The organism is Rhodococcus sp. 14-2470-1a, assembly GCF_002259425.1.
GTDB lineage: Bacteria > Actinomycetota > Actinomycetes > Mycobacteriales > Mycobacteriaceae > Rhodococcoides > Rhodococcoides fascians_E.
The window spans coordinates 74,196-91,106 of sequence record NZ_NPFZ01000028.1 but is presented as its reverse complement, the minus strand read 5'-3'; the positions used below and the strand labels follow the sequence as shown (position 1 = coordinate 91,106).

The window sequence follows — 16,911 nt, the reverse complement described above, 5'->3', positions numbered from 1 at the left end:
GGTCGGTAATTACCATCGCGCTCCGGCGCGGAGATGTCAAGGAACGTCTCACGCGGGGCGGTGACGCAAACCGTCGAAGGTCAAGGCGACGACGGCGTCGGCCAGGGCGTCGGCGGACCCGCCGGTCCGGGGCTTGTACCATTCGATCAGCGAGTTGACCGTGCCGAAGAGCAAGCGCGAGACCAGAGCGGGATCGATGTCGCCGCGCAGGTCCCCCTCCTCCGCGGCCGCGACCACGAGGCCACTGACGAAGGCGTCGAACTCGCGGCGCCTGGCCAGGGCACGACGCTCCACCTCGGTGTTCCCACGCACCCGCAGCAACAGCGTGACGTACGGCAACTCGGCGACAAGGATCTCGACGCTACGCCGGACCAGGTACTCGAGCCGATCGATGTATCGACCGGTAGTGGCCCGCTCCTCCGTGGTGACAGCGAACAACGCATTGAGCGCTCGCGACAGGGCCAGCTCGAGAAGCTCGGACTTGCCGGACACGTGGTGGTAGATGGACGACTTGGTGATACCGAGCCGTCCGGCCAAGACCTCCATCGACGTGCCGTCGTACCCCTTGTCGTTGAAGACCTTGACTGCGACGGCAAGCAACGAGTCGAGGTCGTAACCCGGGCGTCCCGGGAGACCGGTCCGGCGCGGAGTCCGTGCAGTTGTCATGTCGAACATCCTCCCAGGCGCTGCCCCATTCCACAGCACCGACGCCGCCCACCCTTGCGTGACGACCGAATGTTCGGTTATTAATTGAAAGGAACTGAAGAAGGAGCGAACAGTGGGCGAAGTATTTCTGGTAGCGGGCGCGCGTACACCGCACGGTCGATACGGCGGCGCGCTCGCGACGGTCCGTCCGGACGACCTCGCCGGGTGCGTCGTCGCCGAGGCAGTGCGCCGAGCGGGCGTCCCCGCGGACAGGATCGACGAGGTCATCCTCGGCGCAGCCAACCAGGCCGGCGAGGACAACCGCGACGTCGCACGCATGGCGGTACTTCTCGCGGGCCTGCCGAACACCGTGCCCGGCTACACCGTCAACCGGTTGTGCGCGAGCGGGCTCACCGCGGTCGCGAGTGCCGCGTCCACCATCCGCAGCGGAGAAGCAGACGTCATCGTCGCGGGCGGTGTCGAATCGATGACTCGTGCCCCATGGGTGATGGCCAAGCCCGGCACGCCGTGGGCCAAGCCCGGCCAGATCTTCGACACGGCCCTCGGCTGGCGTTTCACGAATCCTCGCTTCGACGACAAGACGACGTTGTCCATGGGCGAGACCGCGGAGGAGGTGGCCCGCCAGGAGGGCATCACCCGCGAGGAGTCCGACGCCTTCGCCCTCCGCAGCCAAGAGCGCGCGGTCGCCGCGCAGGATGCAGGACGATTCGTCGACGAGATCGTGTCGGTATCCACGAAGACCGGAGACGTCAGCGAGGACGAAACACCGAGGCGTGGAACAACTCTGGACAAGCTCGGCACACTGAAGACGGTGTTTCGGCAGGACGGCATCGTCACCGCCGGAACCTCGTCGCCGTTCACCGACGGCGCCACAGCGCTGGTCGTCGCATCCGAAGAGGCAGTGAACAAGTACGGCCTCGACGTGCGGGGCCGCATCGTCACCAGCGCGAGCGCAGGCGTCGAACCCCACGTCATGGGCCTCGGACCCGTGCCCTCGACCCACAAAGCACTCGCACGTGCGGGGTGGGCGATCGACGACCTCGGCGCCGTCGAACTCAACGAGGCCTTCGCCGCGCAATCTCTCGGCGTCATCCGACAGTTGAAGCTCGACGAGACGATCGTCAACGCCGACGGCGGTGCCATCGCACTGGGACATCCACTCGGGGCATCGGGAGCGCGCATCCTGTTGACTCTCCTGGGCCGAATGGAACGCGAGAAGGCGTCGCGGGGACTGGCGACGCTGTGTGTCGGCGTCGGGCAGGGTGTGTCGATGTTGATCGAGGCGCCGTGAACACCATCGTCGTCGACGAACGTGCGGATCGCGTCGTCGTCACGCTGGCACGAGAGAAGCAGCGCAACGCGATCGACTCCGACATGATCTCGGAGCTGCACGACGTGTGCGCGCTGATCGAGCGGGATCCTCGTGTACTGATCCTGACCGGGCGCGGTGAGCACTTCGCCGGCGGTGCTGACATCAACCAGCTCCGTCGACGCACGCGCGACGACGCTCTGCGTGGCATCAACCGAAACCTGTTCGACCGCATCGCTTCTCTTCCGCTGCCGACGATCGCCGCCATCCGCGGTTACGCCTTGGGCGGCGGCGCCGAACTGTCGTATGCCTGCGACATCAGAATCGCTTCCGCTACGGCTGTTTTCGGTAATCCCGAGCCGGGCCTCGGAATCATGGCGGCCGCGGGAGCGAGCTACCGGCTGCCGACGTTGGTGGGGGTGTCCGTCGCCAAACAGGTCCTCCTGGGAGGCCGCTTGCTCGACGCCGACGCAGCGTCGAAATCGGGGTTGGTGATGGAGATCGTGGACGATCCGCTGGCTTCGGCACACACGCTCGCCGATCGCATCGTCAAGCAAGCACCATTGGCCCTGAAACTGACCAAGACGATCCTCGATGCACCCGGTTCGCACCCGTGGGCCGACGACATCGCTCAAGCCGTTCTGTTCGAGACCGAGGACAAACAACGCCGCATGACGGCATTCTTGGAGAAGAAATGACAGTTCCCGTAAGCGTCGGTGTCGTCGGTGGTGGCAGGATGGGCGCGGGAATCGCCCAGGTCTTCGCCGCTCTCGGCGCCCCCGTGACCATAGCCGAAGCGGCAGACCAGGCAGCGGCGCTCGGCCGCGTCGAGACCGGGTTGGCCCGGGCTCACGAGCGCGGAAAGCTGGACGAGGATCCCGCCGCGATCCTTGCGCGTGTCACCACCGTCGCGGGCCCGACCGATCTGCCCACCGATCTCGAACTCGTCGTCGAGGCCGTACCGGAAATCCCGTCGCTCAAGGTCGAGGTGCTTGCGCTGATCGACAAGACCGTGTCGGCAAGCACGGTGATCGCGTCGAATACCAGCTCGATTTCGATCGCCGAGCTCGGTGCGGCGGTGAACGATCCTTCGCGCTTCATCGGTATGCACTTCTTCAATCCGGTTCCGGCGTCGACGTTGGTGGAGATCGTCCGAGCGCCGGCCACGTCGGCGGCCGTCGTGGAGCACGTCCGCGAATGGGTCTCGTTGCTCGGCAAGACCGAGGTGCTCGTCAACGACTCCCCCGGGTTCGCGACGTCCCGGCTCGGAGTGTGCTTGGGGCTCGAAGCAATCCGCATGCTCGAGGAAGGCGTCGCCGATGCCGAGTCCATCGACCGAGCAATGGAACTCGGATACAAGCACCCGATGGGGCCGCTACGTTCGACGGACCTCGTCGGCCTCGACGTGCGGCTGGCGATCGCCGAACACCTCGCGTCGACTCTGGGCGACCGTTTCACTCCACCTCGGTTGCTGCGGGACAAGGTGGCGCGTGGTGAGCTCGGACGTAAGTCAGGTAAGGGATTCCACGACTGGGAGAAGAAATGACCGTACGACTGGACATATCCGACGGGTTGGCGACCATCACCCTGGAGCGGTCCTCGCTGAACGTCGAGACCAAGGTGGCGTTCCAAGAGGCTGTCGACGGGGTGTCAGGCGCTCGCGCCGTGCTCGTCACCGCCGAGGGAAAGAACTTCTGCGTCGGCCAGGACTTGGCTGAGCACGTCGAAGCCCTGCAGGCAGATCCCAAGACCGCTATGGACACCGTCGGAATTCACTACAACCCTCTGATCAGGTCGCTGAAGAATCTCGACGTTCCCGTCGTCGTCGCCATCCCCGGAGCCTGCGTCGGAGCCGGCCTCGGCATCGCGTTGGCCGGGGACGTTCGAGTTGCCGGCACGGGATCGTCGTTCGCGACCGCCTTCACGGGAATCGGGTTGGCCAGCGATTCCGGGCTCAGCTATTCCTTGGTGGAGTCGCTCGGCAGCTCACGGGCCGGCGCGTTGATGTTGCTCGGTGACAAGATCACCGCCGAGCAGGCTCTCGACTGGGGCCTGGTGCACCGCGTGGTTCCCGACGAGGAGGTGCGGGACGCGGCCGCGCAGATCGCCAGGAGACTCGCGACAGGCCCCACCGAGGCATATCGGCACGTGAAATCTCTCGTGCGCGCCTCTGCTTCCGGCCTGTTCGACGCACTGGATCGCGAGGCTCGGGCGCAGACCGCCCTCGGCCAGACCGTCGACCACAAGGCCGCTGTGGACGCGTTCCTCGCCAAGGCGAAGCCGGTGTTTCAGGGTCACTAGCGGCTCCGCTTCCCCTTGTAATCCACGCCACTTCGTTGCATACTAGTTTTCGACCGATCATTCGGTAATGAAAGTAGGACTTATGACCACGTCAGAGACCCTGCAAGCCGATGCGCTTCAGGACGGTTTCGACGAGACCATCGCCCGCGAGCAGCGCGTCGAACCCCGCGATTGGATGCCCGACGGCTACCGTAAGTCGCTCATCCGCCAGATCGCCCAGCACGCGCACTCCGAGATCATCGGGATGCAGCCGGAGGGCAACTGGCTCACCCGCGCGCCGTCGCTGCGCCGCAAGGTCATCTTGATGGCCAAGGTGCAGGACGAGGCAGGCCACGGCCTGTACCTGTACTCGGCCGCGGAGACGCTCGGGGCCGATCGCGCAGACCTCACGGTCAAGCTCATCGAGGGCAAGCAGAAGTACTCGTCGATCTTCAATTACCCCACCCTGACGTACGCGGACGTCGGCACCATCGGGTGGCTCGTCGACGGCGCCGCCATCTGCAACCAGGTTCCTCTGTGCCGCAGCAGCTTCGGACCGTATGCGCGCGCGATGATCCGCGTCTGCAAAGAAGAGTCGTTCCACCAGCGCCAGGGATACGAACTGCTTGCGACGATGATGCGCGGCACCGACGAGCAGCGCGCCATGGTCCAGGAATCGGTGAACCGGTGGTGGTGGCCTGCTCTGATGATGTTCGGCCCGCCTGACGACGAGAGCCCCAACACCGAGCAGTCCATGAAGTGGGGAATCAAGCGCCACACCAATGACGAACTGCGCCAACGGTTCGTGGACATGTCCATCCCTCAGGCCGAAGCACTCGGCGTCACGTTCCCCGATCCCGACCTGAAGTGGAACGACGAGCGCAAGTCGCATGACTTCGGCGAGCCCGACTGGAGCGAGTTCATGCAGGTCATCAAGGGCAACGGCGCCTCCAACGTCGAGCGCATCGCGAACCGTCGCGCAGCTCACGAAGACGGTGCATGGGTTCGCGAGGCAGCGACGGCCTTCGCCGAAAGGAATGCATCATGACTGAATTCACTGCCGAGGGCGGCCACGGCGCGGTTCCGACCGAGAACGTTCCGGTAGAGCCCAAACCGGCTCAGGTCAAAGCTGATTGGCCCCTGTACGAAGTGTTTCTCCGTGGCAAGCGGGGGCTCAATCATGTGCACGTCGGATCCTTGCACGCCGCCGACGACCACATGGCACTGCGTCATGCACGGGACGTCTACACCCGCCGCAACGAAGGCGTCAGCATCTGGGTGGTGCCGTCCAACTCGATCGTCGCATCGTCTCCGTCGGAGAAGGATCCGTTCTTCGCTCCGAGCGGAGACAAGGTCTACCGGCACCCGACGTTCTACGAGATTCCCGACAACGTTCCCCACATGTGAGGCCTGCAATGACAGATCATGACAACGCCTACGAGGGCCTCGTCGACGAGGATTCACATGGGCAGTGGGCATTCGGTACCAGTTTCGACGACCCGCTCGCCGGCGTCGACACCACGGTTCCGGACGACGTCGACCTCGAAGCTCTGGCCGCGTACTGCCTCATGCTCGGGGACGATGCGCTGATCAGCTCACAGCGCCTGGCTCAGTGGAGCACACGCGCACCGGAACTCGAAGAAGAAGTGGCGCTGGCCAACGTCGGGCTGGACTTGCTCGGGCAGGCACGTCTCCTGCTCGCTCGCGCCGCCAAGGCCGATCCGGCCGTGATCCCGTTCGTCTCCGAGAGCTCGCCCGCGCCCGCGGAGGACGCTCTGGCGTTCTTCCGTGACGAAGCGGACTTCCGTAACGTCCGGCTCACCGAGCTCGACAACGGCGACTTCGCGAAGTCCCTCGTTCGTCTGCTGATGTTCTCGACATGGCGCCTCGCTGTGTTCTCGCGTCTGAAGGACTCACGGGATCCGGTCCTCGCGGCCGTCGCCGACAAGGGTGTCAAAGAGCTCACCTACCACCGCGACTACGCAGCACGCTGGGTCGTGACCCTCGGGTGCGGGACCGACGAATCCAAGCGTCGAGTCCGTGAGGCCATCACCCGCATCTGGCCGTACGTCTCCGAGCTGTTCGTCCCCACCGACGAGGAGATCGCCCTGGCGACGGTCGGCGTCGCAGTGGATCCGCGTGATGTGCGCGAGGAATTCGACTCCGTGATCGCGCAGGTCCTGCACGCGGCAGAGTTGCAAGCGCCGGAGGGCAAGTCAGTCGGCACCATCGGCGGCCGCGGCGGCCGACGCGGAATCCACACCGAGGTATTCGGCCCGTTGATCGCGGAGATGCAGGTCGTCGCCCGTGCACATCCGGAGGGAGTCTGGTGACGACAATGGAACTTTCTGCTCGCGACATCGCGGCGACCGTCCTGGACCCCGAGATGCCGCTGCTCACCCTCGACGATCTGGGCGTACTGCGCGACGTCGAGGTCCGCGAGAACGGCAGCGTGCTCGTCACCATCACCCCCACCTACTCGGGCTGCCCGGCGATGGCCACGATGCGCGACGACATCGCCCACAAGCTCGAAGACCACGGTTACACCGACGTCGAGATCGTCACCAGCCTGACTCCGCCGTGGAGCACGGACTGGATCTCCGAGGACGGCCTCCGGAAGCTCCGGGAAACCGGCTATTCGACGCCGGGGCCTGCGCCCGCGCGGACGTCGGGTCCGGTGCCCCTTACCCTCACCGTCAAGCCACGCCAGCTCGCGTGTCCTCGGTGTGGGTCGATGAACACCCGACTGACCTCCGAGTTCGGCGCAACCCTGTGCAAAGCCCAGTACCGATGCGACGACTGCCTCGAACCCTTCGACCACGTGAAGGAGATCTGATGACTGTGACCGCCGAGCCCGTCGTCGCCCCCAATCGCAACAGGCCCTTCCACACGCTGACCGTTGCCGACGTCGAATCACTGTGCGACGACGCCGTTGCCGTGACGTTCGACGTACCAGAAGACCTGCGCGACGAATTCGATTTCCGCCCAGGCCAGTCCCTGATGCTCTCGCGCACGGTGGACGGTGTCGAACATCGGCGGTCCTACTCCATCTGCGCTCCGGCGGGTGCACGCCCCCGCGTCGGCGTTCGTGAGGTGACCGACGGACTGTTCTCGTCGTGGCTCGTACACGAGGTCAAGGCGGGCGACCGCATCGACGTCCAAGGCCCCACCGGGAACTTTCACGCCGATCCTGCCGCAGGCGGCAGGCACGTACTCATCGCGGCAGGCTCCGGGATCACCCCCATGCTGTCGATTGCCGCATCCGTTCTGGCCAACCCGAACGCCGAAGTGGTTCTGCTGTACGGCAACCGGCGCACCAGATCGGTGATGTTCGCCGAGGAAATCGCCGATCTGAAAGACCAGTACGGCAGTCGGTTCGACGTCATCCATGTCCTGTCCAGGGAGCCTCGCGAGGTCGAACTGTTCAGCGGCAGGCTCGACGCCGACAGGCTCCGCGCCATCCTCGACTCGGTCGTCGCGACACCCGAGATAGATCATTTCTGGCTGTGCGGTCCGTTCGGGATGGTGACCGATGCGCAAGCCGTTCTCGGTGAACTCGGCGTCGCCAAATCCAACGTACACGCCGAACTCTTCTACGTCGACGACGTTCCCCCACCGCAGGAGAAGCATCGCGAGCCCGGCGTGACCGGACCCAGCAGCGAGGTCACCATCACCCTCGACGGCCGAAGCGTCACGGGCACTCTCCCGCAGGACGAGTCGATCCTCGATTCCGCGGAACTGCTGCGATCGGACCTGCCATTCGCCTGCAAGGGCGGCGTCTGCGGCACGTGCCGCGCCAAGGTGACCTGCGGTGACGTCGACATGCGCCGCAACTACGCCCTGGAGGAGAACGAGGTCGCCGCCGGCTTCGTGCTCACCTGCCAGACATTCCCCCTCAGCGACACCGTGACCGTCGACTTCGACGCCTGACCCCTCCGGAGACCGCCATGACCAGCGTCTTGTCCGCCCCGACCGATACCCCCGACATCGAGTTCGCATCACGTGATCGCATTTCGACACTCCAGCTCGAACGGCTTCGATGGTCGCTTCAGCACGCGTACGACAACGTGCCGCACTACAAGAAGGCATTCGACGACGCCGGAGTTCACCCGACGGATCTGAAGGACCTATCCGACCTCGCCAAATTCCCGTTCACCGCGAAGAAGGATCTGCGCGAAAACTACCCGTTCGGCATGTTCGCGGTTCCCCAGGACAAGGTCTCGCGGATCCACGCGTCCTCGGGAACGACCGGCAAAGCCACGGTGGTCGGCTACACCGCGAACGACATCAGCAACTGGGCCGACCTCATCGCTCGAAGCCTACGCGCGGGTGGCGTCAAGCCGTCGGACAAAGTTCACGTTGCCTACGGTTACGGCCTGTTCACCGGCGGTCTCGGCGCCCATTACGGCGCAGAGCGTTTGGGCTGCACAGTCATTCCGATGTCGGGCGGAATGACCGATCGTCAGATCCAGCTCATCGAGGACTTCGAGCCCGACGCGATCATGGTCACGCCGTCGTACATGCTCACGATCGTCGACGCGATGATCAAGAAGGGCATCGACCCGGCCAAGACATCCTTGAAGACCGGAGTCTTCGGTGCCGAGCCGTGGACCGAGGAGATGCGCAAGGAGATCGAGAAGACCCTCGACATGGACGCCGTCGACATCTACGGCCTGTCCGAGGTCATGGGACCGGGTGTTGCGATGGAATGTGTAGAAACCAAGGACGGACTACATATTTGGGAGGATCATTTCTACCCGGAAGTCATCGACCCGGTGACCGGCGAAGTCCTGCCCGACGGCGAGGAGGGTGAGTTGGTGTTCACGTCGCTGTCCAAGGAGGCGATGCCGATCATCCGCTACCGCACCCGCGACCTGACGCGGCTGCTGCCGGGCACCGCTCGCACGATGCGCCGGATGCAGAAGGTCACCGGCCGCACCGACGACATGATCATCCTGCGCGGAGTGAACCTGTTTCCGACACAGATCGAGGAGCTCATCCTGACGGTTCCGTCGCTGGCCCCGCAGTTCCAGTGTGTGCTGGAGCGTGCGGGTCGCATGGATTCGCTGACGGTGCTCGTCGAGGCTCGCCCGGATGCCACACCCGAGGCCCATCCGGTGGCGGCCGCGACGCTCAGGAAGCTGGTGAAGGACCGCATCGGCGTCACGGTGCAGGTGAACGTGGTTGCGCCCGCGGCTCTCGAGCGTTCCATCGGCAAAGCTCGTCGTCTGATCGACAACCGTCCGAGCTAAAGGTGACGTGAGTGCAGTTCGACAGGTGGCGTGAGGAGGTGTCGGCGGCGTTCGTGCCGCTCGACGCCTCCTCGTCCGCGTCCGACGGTTGCTTCGACGGCGGGTTGCACTCCGGATCGATGGGGTCGTTGCACATCAGCGAAGTATCCGGTCGATGCGTCGACGTCCGCAGAACTCGTGCGGTGATTCGACGCAGCGATCCGGGCCTGGTGAAGGTCGGTGTGCAGCTACGCGGCCGAGGCGTCGTGGTCCAGCGAGATCGTGAAGCGGTGCTGGAACCAGGCGACTTCGCCGTGTACGACACCAGCGAGCCCTACGACCTGCACTTCGCAAGCGACTTCGCGATGTTCGTCCTGATGTTTCCGCGTGAGTCGCTCAAGATCAGGCCCAACGATCTATCGCATGTGTCTGCACTCAGAATCAAGGGCGACGACGGCGTCGGGTCGCTCGTCTCGCCGTTCCTCGCCGGACTGCGAAAAGGCCTGTCCGACGGCTTCTCCCCGTCGACCAGGTTGTTCGAGGATGCCGTTCTCGATCTCGTCAGCGCAGCACTGGACGAGCGAGCTCCGCACGAGAACCAGTCACCGGGTGCGGTGATCTTGGCCGGAGCGCAGTCGTTCATCGAGGCCAACCTGAACGATCCCGGCCTCAATACGGCGATGGTCGCAGCAGCCCAACACATTTCCCCGCGCTACCTGCAGAAACTGTTCGAATCGGACGGCGGTGTCGCAGCATGGATCAGGTCTCGCCGGCTGGAGTGTTGTCGACGGGACCTCGAAGATCCTCGGCACGCGCGGGACAGCATCGGAACCATCTGCGCACGTCACGGTCTGGTGGACTCGGCTCATTTTTCGAGAGTGTTCAAAGAGGCCTACGGAATGTCACCACGGCAGGCGCGCCTCGCCAGTCTGTGAATGGAAATGCGCCCTGTAGGACGCATTTCCACTCACAGCGGGTCACAGGACGATGGTGACGACCTTCTCCTCGGTGTTGGCTTCGATACCGGCCCAACCCAGCTCACGGCCGGTGCCACTGCTCTTCATGCCGCCCCAGGGAAGTGCCGGATCGATTGCAGCCCAACCGTTCACCCACACTGCGCCGGAGCGAACCTGCGCCGCCAGCGAATGCGCACGCGAGACGTCGCGCGTCCAGATCGACGCCGCCAAGCCGTAATCCGTCGCATTGGCGATGCTGATCGCCTCTTCGGGAGTGTCGAACGGGATGACCGTGCCGACAGGACCGAAGATTTCCTCCTGAGCGATCTTCATGTCGTTGTTCGCGTCCGCGAAAATCGTCGGCTCGACGAAGAATCCGTCACGCTCCGGACTCCCACCACCGGCGGCAACCCTGGCCCCACCGTCACGCCCTGCCTGGATGTATCCCATCACCGAGTCGCGTTGCTTGGCGTTGACGAGCGCACCCATCGTGGTGGCGGGGTCGAACGGATCTCCGAGCACCTGCGCCGACGCTGCCGCGGAGAGGCCGTCGACCACCTGCGAGTACAGCGAACGGTGCACCAACACACGGGTACCCGCGGCACAGACCTGACCTTGATTGAAGAACAGTCCCATCGCGGTGCCGTTGATGGCAGCGTCGAGGTCGGCGTCCTCCAGAATGATCTGCGGCGACTTACCACCGAGCTCGAGTGTGGTTCTCTTGAACGTATCGGCGGCCTTCTTGGCGATGATCCGGCCTACGCGCGGGCTTCCGGTGAAGCTGATCTTGTCGACGCCGGGATGTCCGACGAGCGCGTCGCCGGTCACCTCGCCCAGGCCTGGAACGACATTCACGACGCCGGCGGGCACTCCTGCCTCGTCGATTAGTCGCGCCAGATGCAGGATCGACAGCGGCGCGTCCTCCGGCGGCTTCACGACCAGCGTGTTGCCGGCCGCCAACGCGGGAGCCAACTTCCAGGCTGCGATCATCAGCGGGGTGTTCCACGGGATGATCGCACCGATCACTCCGACAGGCTCACGCACGGTGTACGAGTGCGTCGGCTGCCCGAAGTAGCCGGCCGTCGGGATCGTCGTGCCCTGGATCTTGTCGGCCCAGCCAGCGAAGTGCCGGAATGTGGATGCCGCGTTGGGGATGTCCAGCATTGCGGGCTGTCCGACGGGCTTGCCCACGTCATGAGCTTCGAGGCGGGCAAGCAGATCGCCGTCGCGTTCGATCAGGTCGGCGATCTTGTTCAGCAGCTTTCCGCGGATGACTCCTGGAGTCGATCCCCACTCACGGCTGAGCTGTGCGCGGGCAGCTCGTACCGCGGCATCGACGTCCTGAGCCGTTGCGGAGGCAATGTCGACGAGCAGCTGACCCGTAGTGGGATTCAGGTCCGCGAAGGTTCCACCGTCGGACGCGTCGTGCCAGTTGCCGGCGACGAACAGCTGCGTGGCGGTGTTGTCGGGAAGAGTCGTGAGTACTGCAGTCATGTGTCGAGCCTTCCTAGTACAAGATGAGTCCGCGGACGTTTTCGGCGTTGCGCATGGCCGCGTACCCGTCGTTGACCTGGTCGAGTGTGTAGGTGCGCGTGATCATCTCGTCGAGCTTCAGCTGACCCTCCATGTACAGGCGCAGCAGGTGCGGGATGTCGAAGCGGATGTTCGCGTTGCCGAACCACGCACCCTTGAGCGTCTTGCGCATGGCCGTCAGGTCGAACAGGCTGAGCGAGGTCTCGGTCTGGGTTACGTCTCCGACCGAGACGTTCACGCAGGTTCCACCCTTGGCCACCAGGCTCATGGCAGGTGCGATGATCGCGCCGCTCGCCACGTCGATGGTGATGAGTACCTTGTCCGCGAGCGCTCCCCAGGTCAGGTCGTTCACGAGAGGCAGCGCCTCGTCGATGCTGGCTGCGGTATGCGTCGCACCGAAGATCTTGGCCTGTTCACGCTTGAACGGCGACGGGTCGACCACGACCACGTGGCGTGCGCCCGCCAAAGCAGCACCCTGAACAGCGCCACAGCCGACGCCACCCATGCCCAGGATCACGACGGTCTCGCCTGCGGAGATTCCCGCGGCGTAGACAGCGGAACCCCAGCCGGTGGTGACGCCGCAGCCGACGAGCGCGGCCTTGTCGAGTGGGATGTCGTTGGTGATCTTGACGCACGACGCTTCGTTGACCACGGTCTGCGGCGCGAACGTGCCGAGGAGGCACTGGATGCCTGCGTCTTGGCCTCGCACATGATGGCGGGCCGTACCGTCGCTGACCTGGTAGCCCTCGAGCAGGTGAGCGCCCAGGTCGCAGATGCTGGACTGGCCGTTCGCGCAGGCCCTGCATCGACCACAAGCGGGGATGAAGCCGAGTGCGACGTGGTCTCCTACCTCGACGGAGGTCACGCCCGGTCCGATTTCGGTGACGATCCCTGCGCCCTCGTGTCCGCCGATGAACGGAAGCAGTCCGACGGGCACGCTGCCGTCTCGTACGTGTTCGTCGGAGTGACACAAGCCCGACGCGGCCAACTCGACCTTCACTTCGCCGTACTTCGGGGCATCGAGGGTGAGGTCCTCGATCTTCCAGTCCTGACCGGCTTCCCAGAGAACTGCTGCTTGCAACGTCATTGCTGACCTTCTTTCCGAGTGTGTCCTAGGTCATAGCTTCGTCTCGGGCACCCCGCAAAGACTTGTCGCTGCGCGCACAGATGTTGTCGTTATGCGCACTCGGCCATCCATCGGCCGCAGCTGTCCAATTCAGCCGAGTTGTTTCCCGGGATCTACCTCAGCGATTACCGCTCTGTTTCGGCGCGTCCGCGTGCAACGCAGAGTCAAATTTCTCGACATTCTCAGGCCATCCGAGGGCCTTCTCGCAGGCAAAACTAGGGCACTCCCCCAATGAAAGGCCAACCAATGACGCACCATCAGTTCCGCGCCGCAGCCGTCCAGGCAGCACCGATATTCCTCGATCTGGATGCCTCCATCGACAAGGCCATCGGCCTGATCGAGGACGCCGCACGTGCTGGGGCAGAGCTCGTCGCTTTCCCCGAGACCTACCTGCCCGGCTACCCCTGGTACATCTGGCTCGACGCCCCCGCCTGGGGCTTTCAGTTCACGCAGCGCTACTTCGACAATTCGCTCGAGTACGGAACACCGCAGGCAGACCGAATCGCGCAGGCCGCCAAGGACAACCACATCATGGTCGTGATGGGCCTCAGCGAACGCTACAAGGCCAGCCTCTACATCGCGCAATGGATCATCGACGCCGAGGGCAAGACCGTCGCGATGCGTCGCAAGCTCAAGCCGACCCACGTCGAGCGGACCGTCTACGGCGAGGGCGACGGTTCCGACCTCTCGGTATACGACACCGATCTAGGACGCGTCGGCGCACTGTGCTGCTGGGAGCACCTGCAGCCACTGTCGAAGTACGCGATGTACTCGCAGAACGAGCAGGTCCACGTCGGCGCCTGGCCCAGCTTCTCGTTGTACACCGGCGCCGCGTACGCCCTCGGACCGGAGGTCAATACCGCGGCGAGCCGCATCTACGCCGTCGAAGGTGGTTGTTTCGTCATCAGCCCGTGCGCGACGGTCTCCCCCGAGATGATCGAGATCATGTGCACCGACGACGCCAAACGCGCAATGCTCACCGCGGGCGGAGGACACGCCAGGATCTTCGCGCCCGACGGCCAGCTGATGCACGAACCTCTCGCACACGACGAAGAAGGACTCGTCTTCGCCGACATCGACACCAGCCTCATCTCGATCGCCAAGGCAGCGGCCGATCCGGCCGGACATTACTCCCGGCCGGACGTTACTCGACTGTGGCTCAACAAGACTCCTGGTGATCGAGTCGTCTCCGGCGCTCAGCAGACCACCGCCACCCGCTACGACGTCGTCGCAAATGCCGAAGACGTCACCGCTGAAGTTCGCCTGGAAATCGTCGAGCAACTCGCTCGTGACGAGGCCCCGGCACATGTCTGATCTGGAATCCGCGATCCCGGAGCATTTGGCCAGAGAACGCACCTGCCCCCGCCGGACACCCGAGTCCTACCAACCGCCGTTCCCGTCGTACGTCGCTCGATTCCCGGTCTCGACGACGCGAGTGGTCATGGCGTACTTCGGTATACAAGGCACTCCGGATGACAGCCCATGGGGAGTCGACGGGCCGCCGCGCAGCGATCGTGCACGGTACGTCGACGAGGAAGGCATCGACACGACGGTGTTCATCGGCTACTGGGACGACACCTTGACCTTCGACCGCTGGTATCTGTCCAAGGGCATCGCGTGGACGGACACGCCGGGACGGTTCGTCGAGGTCATCCGTCCGACGGTCGACCGCTACGAGACACTGTTCTCGTCGACCGGACGATTGGAAGGCGTTGCTACGCTCACTGATTCCCTGAGCGGACAGATCGAGGAACATGCCTACTGGGGCGGCGTTCGCGATCGAATTCCCCGGTCGCAGCATGATGCTCTGAAACCGTCCGGTATGCCGGAGATCGTCCGCGACGGCAACAAGGTTCGGATCGTTCCGCACGACAACATCTGCCTCATCAGGTCCGGACAGGACTGGGCGGACACCGCGGGCACCGAACGTGAGATGTACCTGCGGGACGTCGAACCGGTCCTGCGGCCCGGGATGGACTTCCTGCGCGACGACGGCCTGAGCATCGGATGCTTCGCCAGCCGGTACATGACCGTCGTCGACGAGCACGGATACGATCTCGACAAGTCGTTCGGCATGAGTTGGTGGCGCTCGTTGGCCGAGTTGGAGGCCTGGGCGGAGTCCCATCCGACGCACGTCGCCATCTTCGGCGCGGCACTGAATTACCTGTCCACGATGGGGCCGGCCGCGCAGCTACGGCTCTACCACGAGGTCACGGTCGCGTCCGCCGACGAGCAGTTCTTCGAGTACGTCGGCTGCCATGATCGCACCGGTCTCCTGCGTACGGCGTCGGCGCGATCTACGCTGGGATGAGACTGGAGGTACCCCACATGGCTGACGCTCTGCGCACGGATTCCGTCGACCAGGCAGACAGCATCGATTTCTGGACGGCGGCGGTGAGCCGCACCTACGTCGACCTGGACTGCACGGTGCCCCAGGATGCGTCGGCGATATCCGGGAAGATCGAGTCGACGGATCTGGCGACGCTCGGTCTGTCCAGAGTGGCGGCGACGGCCCAGAACGTGCTGCGTACCCCAGCCGGTATCTCCCGCACGAGCGCCGACTACTTCCTGGTGAGCGTGCAGACGTCGGGAACGGGGATCATCGCGCAGGACGATCGGACGGCGATTCTCGAACCCGGCGACTTCGCCCTCTACGACAGCACCCGGCCCTACAGCCTGCACTTCGACGACCCGTTCGCGCAGTACGTCCTCATGCTTCCCGGGGCCACGCTGCGCACCCTCGTGCGGGACACCAACGAGCTGACCGCGAGAGCGGTGTCCGGTCGTCACGGTGCCGGCAAACTTCTGGTCAGCATGATCTCCTCGATCATGGACGACGTCGACATGAGCGCGGCCTCCGCCGAGGCCGTCTCGCAGAGTGTCGAGTACATCCTCGTCGCCGGTCTCGTCGGGCTCACCGGTGTCGAGAAGCCCGCGCCGCACGCGGCATCGCAACGCCTCGACGAGATCAAGCGTGCGATGACGGCCGGCCTGCGTGATCCCGACCTGACGGTGGCAAAAGTAGCTGCCGCACTGCATCTGTCGCTCAGCACAGTGCACCGCGCCTTCGCCGGTGAGCCGTGCACCGCAAGCGAATGGATCTGGATGCAGCGACTCGACGGCGTCAAGCGTGCGTTGTGCGAACCTCAGAACGCTCACACGACCATCGGTGCTCTCGCAGCGTCGTGGGGGTTCACCGACCCGGCGCACTTCAGCCGCGCGTTCCGGAGCCGGTTCGGGTGCTCGCCGCGGGAATTCAGGGATGCTATCGAGCCGGTGCGATAGGACGACCGGGCAAGGTGCTCGAGTAGACGACGCTCGTGGTGATGCTGCCGAGGGTGGCCAGACGACCCGTGATCCGTTCGAGGTCACGCATGGTGCGGGCGACGACTTTGAACACGAAGCAGTCGTCCCCGGTGGTGTGGTGGGCCTCGATGATTTCCGGGGTGGTGTCGATGACCTCGTGCAAGGGTTTGTAGTTGCCCGACGGATACGCGAGCCGCACGAAGGCCGCGATGTCGTACCCGAGCGCCTCGGCCGAGACCGTCGCGACGTACCCCGTCAGGACGCCGTGGTCGGTGAGCCGTCGGATTCGGTCCGCGGTGGCGCTGGCCGACAGGGAGATCACGCGTCCGAGGTCGGCGACGCTCTGTCGGCCGTCTCGTTGCAGCTCGGCGATGATCGCGCAATCGGTGTCATCGAGAACGAGCTGTGCTTTCGACGGCATGAACGGAAGAATACCGTCGAATCCAGTCCATCGACCCCCGATTGCCGTGGGTACGCCGTTCCGCTGAGTTCGTGAATGCAGTG

Annotated in this window: 18 protein-coding genes; 14 read left to right on the top strand and 4 right to left on the bottom strand. The window is 64.6% G+C overall.

The genetic code is table 11. From position 1 onward, the window contains the following. Positions 1 to 48: 48 nt before the first annotated feature. Complete coding sequence (locus CH292_RS16095) at positions 49 to 666, bottom strand: TetR/AcrR family transcriptional regulator (protein ID WP_026347377.1); 618 nt, start codon at positions 664 to 666, stop codon at positions 49 to 51. Between the two features lie 112 nt (positions 667 to 778). Here CH292_RS16095 and CH292_RS16090 point away from each other — a divergent pair, with 112 nt between their 5' ends. The 11 genes from CH292_RS16090 to CH292_RS16040 all read left to right on the top strand — a co-directional run bounded on the left by CH292_RS16090 (position 779) and on the right by CH292_RS16040 (position 10,421). Continuing rightward, positions 779 to 1,957, top strand: a complete 1,179-nt coding sequence (locus tag CH292_RS16090) for a thiolase family protein (protein WP_019662816.1) — start codon at positions 779 to 781, stop codon at positions 1,955 to 1,957. Then, positions 1,954 to 2,673 (top strand): enoyl-CoA hydratase/isomerase family protein, encoded by a 720-nt coding sequence (locus CH292_RS16085; RefSeq protein ID WP_019662815.1) that lies wholly within the window; start codon positions 1,954 to 1,956, stop codon positions 2,671 to 2,673. The genes CH292_RS16090 and CH292_RS16085 overlap by 4 nt, the downstream gene beginning before the upstream one ends. After that, positions 2,670 to 3,521, top strand: coding sequence for a 3-hydroxyacyl-CoA dehydrogenase family protein (locus CH292_RS16080; RefSeq protein ID WP_033190550.1), 852 nt, complete (start codon positions 2,670 to 2,672; stop codon positions 3,519 to 3,521). Before CH292_RS16085 ends, CH292_RS16080 begins: the two co-directional genes overlap by 4 nt. Continuing rightward, positions 3,518 to 4,276: an enoyl-CoA hydratase-related protein gene (locus CH292_RS16075; protein WP_094655232.1), complete on the top strand. Its 759-nt coding sequence runs from the start codon at positions 3,518 to 3,520 to the stop codon at positions 4,274 to 4,276. Before CH292_RS16080 ends, CH292_RS16075 begins: the two co-directional genes overlap by 4 nt. Positions 4,277 to 4,358: 82 nt before the next feature. Continuing rightward, complete coding sequence (paaA, locus tag CH292_RS16070; RefSeq protein ID WP_094655231.1) at positions 4,359 to 5,303, top strand: 1,2-phenylacetyl-CoA epoxidase subunit PaaA; 945 nt, start codon at positions 4,359 to 4,361, stop codon at positions 5,301 to 5,303. After that, positions 5,300 to 5,662, top strand: a complete 363-nt coding sequence (paaB, locus tag CH292_RS16065; RefSeq protein WP_019662811.1) for a 1,2-phenylacetyl-CoA epoxidase subunit PaaB — start codon at positions 5,300 to 5,302, stop codon at positions 5,660 to 5,662. The genes paaA and paaB overlap by 4 nt, the downstream gene beginning before the upstream one ends. Positions 5,663 to 5,670: 8 nt before the next feature. After that, positions 5,671 to 6,588, top strand: a complete 918-nt coding sequence (paaC, locus tag CH292_RS16060; RefSeq protein ID WP_094655230.1) for a 1,2-phenylacetyl-CoA epoxidase subunit PaaC — start codon at positions 5,671 to 5,673, stop codon at positions 6,586 to 6,588. A 5-nt stretch (positions 6,589 to 6,593) separates the two neighbouring features. After that, positions 6,594 to 7,091, top strand: a complete 498-nt coding sequence (gene paaD / locus CH292_RS16055) for a 1,2-phenylacetyl-CoA epoxidase subunit PaaD (protein ID WP_094655229.1) — start codon at positions 6,594 to 6,596, stop codon at positions 7,089 to 7,091. Beyond that, the gene (gene paaE / locus CH292_RS16050) at positions 7,091 to 8,185 is read left to right on the top strand and encodes a 1,2-phenylacetyl-CoA epoxidase subunit PaaE (RefSeq protein WP_094655228.1); all 1,095 of its coding nucleotides are present in this window, start codon (positions 7,091 to 7,093) and stop codon (positions 8,183 to 8,185) included. Before paaD ends, paaE begins: the two co-directional genes overlap by 1 nt. Before the next feature lie 17 nt (positions 8,186 to 8,202). After that, positions 8,203 to 9,507 carry a phenylacetate--CoA ligase PaaK gene (gene paaK, locus CH292_RS16045; protein ID WP_094655227.1) on the top strand — a complete coding sequence of 435 codons (1,305 nt, stop codon included), beginning with the start codon at positions 8,203 to 8,205 and terminating at the stop codon, positions 9,505 to 9,507. Between the two features lie 11 nt (positions 9,508 to 9,518). Next, positions 9,519 to 10,421, top strand: coding sequence for a helix-turn-helix domain-containing protein (locus CH292_RS16040; RefSeq protein WP_019662806.1), 903 nt, complete (start codon positions 9,519 to 9,521; stop codon positions 10,419 to 10,421). Between the two features lie 42 nt (positions 10,422 to 10,463). On the opposite strand, the gene styD is transcribed toward CH292_RS16040, so the two are convergent. Beyond that, positions 10,464 to 11,936, bottom strand: a complete 1,473-nt coding sequence (styD, locus tag CH292_RS16035; protein WP_094655226.1) for a phenylacetaldehyde dehydrogenase StyD — start codon at positions 11,934 to 11,936, stop codon at positions 10,464 to 10,466. A gap of 13 nt (positions 11,937 to 11,949) precedes the next feature. Then, positions 11,950 to 13,062: an NDMA-dependent alcohol dehydrogenase gene (locus tag CH292_RS16030; RefSeq protein ID WP_094655225.1), complete on the bottom strand. Its 1,113-nt coding sequence runs from the start codon at positions 13,060 to 13,062 to the stop codon at positions 11,950 to 11,952. Positions 13,063 to 13,347: 285 nt separating this feature from the next. On the opposite strand from CH292_RS16030, the gene CH292_RS16025 reads away from it, so the two are divergent. Genes CH292_RS16025 through CH292_RS16015 form a run of 3 tightly spaced genes read left to right on the top strand, consistent with a single transcriptional unit; the run spans position 13,348 to position 16,386 of the window. Continuing rightward, positions 13,348 to 14,415: a carbon-nitrogen hydrolase family protein gene (locus CH292_RS16025; protein WP_094655224.1), complete on the top strand. Its 1,068-nt coding sequence runs from the start codon at positions 13,348 to 13,350 to the stop codon at positions 14,413 to 14,415. Further along, complete coding sequence (locus tag CH292_RS16020) at positions 14,408 to 15,412, top strand: phenylacetaldoxime dehydratase family protein (protein ID WP_094655223.1); 1,005 nt, start codon at positions 14,408 to 14,410, stop codon at positions 15,410 to 15,412. The genes CH292_RS16025 and CH292_RS16020 overlap by 8 nt, the downstream gene beginning before the upstream one ends. Positions 15,413 to 15,429: 17 nt before the next feature. After that, positions 15,430 to 16,386, top strand: a complete 957-nt coding sequence (locus CH292_RS16015) for a helix-turn-helix domain-containing protein (protein ID WP_094655341.1) — start codon at positions 15,430 to 15,432, stop codon at positions 16,384 to 16,386. Here the strand turns inward: CH292_RS16015 and CH292_RS16010 are convergent. Then, positions 16,367 to 16,828: an Lrp/AsnC family transcriptional regulator gene (locus CH292_RS16010; RefSeq protein ID WP_026347373.1), complete on the bottom strand. Its 462-nt coding sequence runs from the start codon at positions 16,826 to 16,828 to the stop codon at positions 16,367 to 16,369. The genes CH292_RS16015 and CH292_RS16010 overlap by 20 nt on opposite strands. Between the last annotated feature and the right edge of the window lie 83 nt (positions 16,829 to 16,911).

Coding starts and splice junctions, on each gene's coding strand:
- CH292_RS16080 (WP_033190550.1), top strand. CDS start 2,670: ATGACAGTTCCCGTAAGCGTCGGTGTCGTCGGTGGTGGCAGGATGGGC.
- CH292_RS16010 (WP_026347373.1), bottom strand. CDS start 16,828: ATGCCGTCGAAAGCACAGCTCGTTCTCGATGACACCGATTGCGCGATC.
- paaD (WP_094655229.1), top strand. CDS start 6,594: ATGGAACTTTCTGCTCGCGACATCGCGGCGACCGTCCTGGACCCCGAG.
- CH292_RS16030 (WP_094655225.1), bottom strand. CDS start 13,062: ATGACGTTGCAAGCAGCAGTTCTCTGGGAAGCCGGTCAGGACTGGAAG.
- CH292_RS16015 (WP_094655341.1), top strand. CDS start 15,430: ATGGCTGACGCTCTGCGCACGGATTCCGTCGACCAGGCAGACAGCATC.
- CH292_RS16095 (WP_026347377.1), bottom strand. CDS start 666: ATGACAACTGCACGGACTCCGCGCCGGACCGGTCTCCCGGGACGCCCG.
- paaA (WP_094655231.1), top strand. CDS start 4,359: ATGACCACGTCAGAGACCCTGCAAGCCGATGCGCTTCAGGACGGTTTC.
- CH292_RS16020 (WP_094655223.1), top strand. CDS start 14,408: ATGTCTGATCTGGAATCCGCGATCCCGGAGCATTTGGCCAGAGAACGC.
- paaE (WP_094655228.1), top strand. CDS start 7,091: ATGACTGTGACCGCCGAGCCCGTCGTCGCCCCCAATCGCAACAGGCCC.
- paaK (WP_094655227.1), top strand. CDS start 8,203: ATGACCAGCGTCTTGTCCGCCCCGACCGATACCCCCGACATCGAGTTC.
- CH292_RS16075 (WP_094655232.1), top strand. CDS start 3,518: ATGACCGTACGACTGGACATATCCGACGGGTTGGCGACCATCACCCTG.
- CH292_RS16025 (WP_094655224.1), top strand. CDS start 13,348: ATGACGCACCATCAGTTCCGCGCCGCAGCCGTCCAGGCAGCACCGATA.
- paaC (WP_094655230.1), top strand. CDS start 5,671: ATGACAGATCATGACAACGCCTACGAGGGCCTCGTCGACGAGGATTCA.
- paaB (WP_019662811.1), top strand. CDS start 5,300: ATGACTGAATTCACTGCCGAGGGCGGCCACGGCGCGGTTCCGACCGAG.
- styD (WP_094655226.1), bottom strand. CDS start 11,936: ATGACTGCAGTACTCACGACTCTTCCCGACAACACCGCCACGCAGCTG.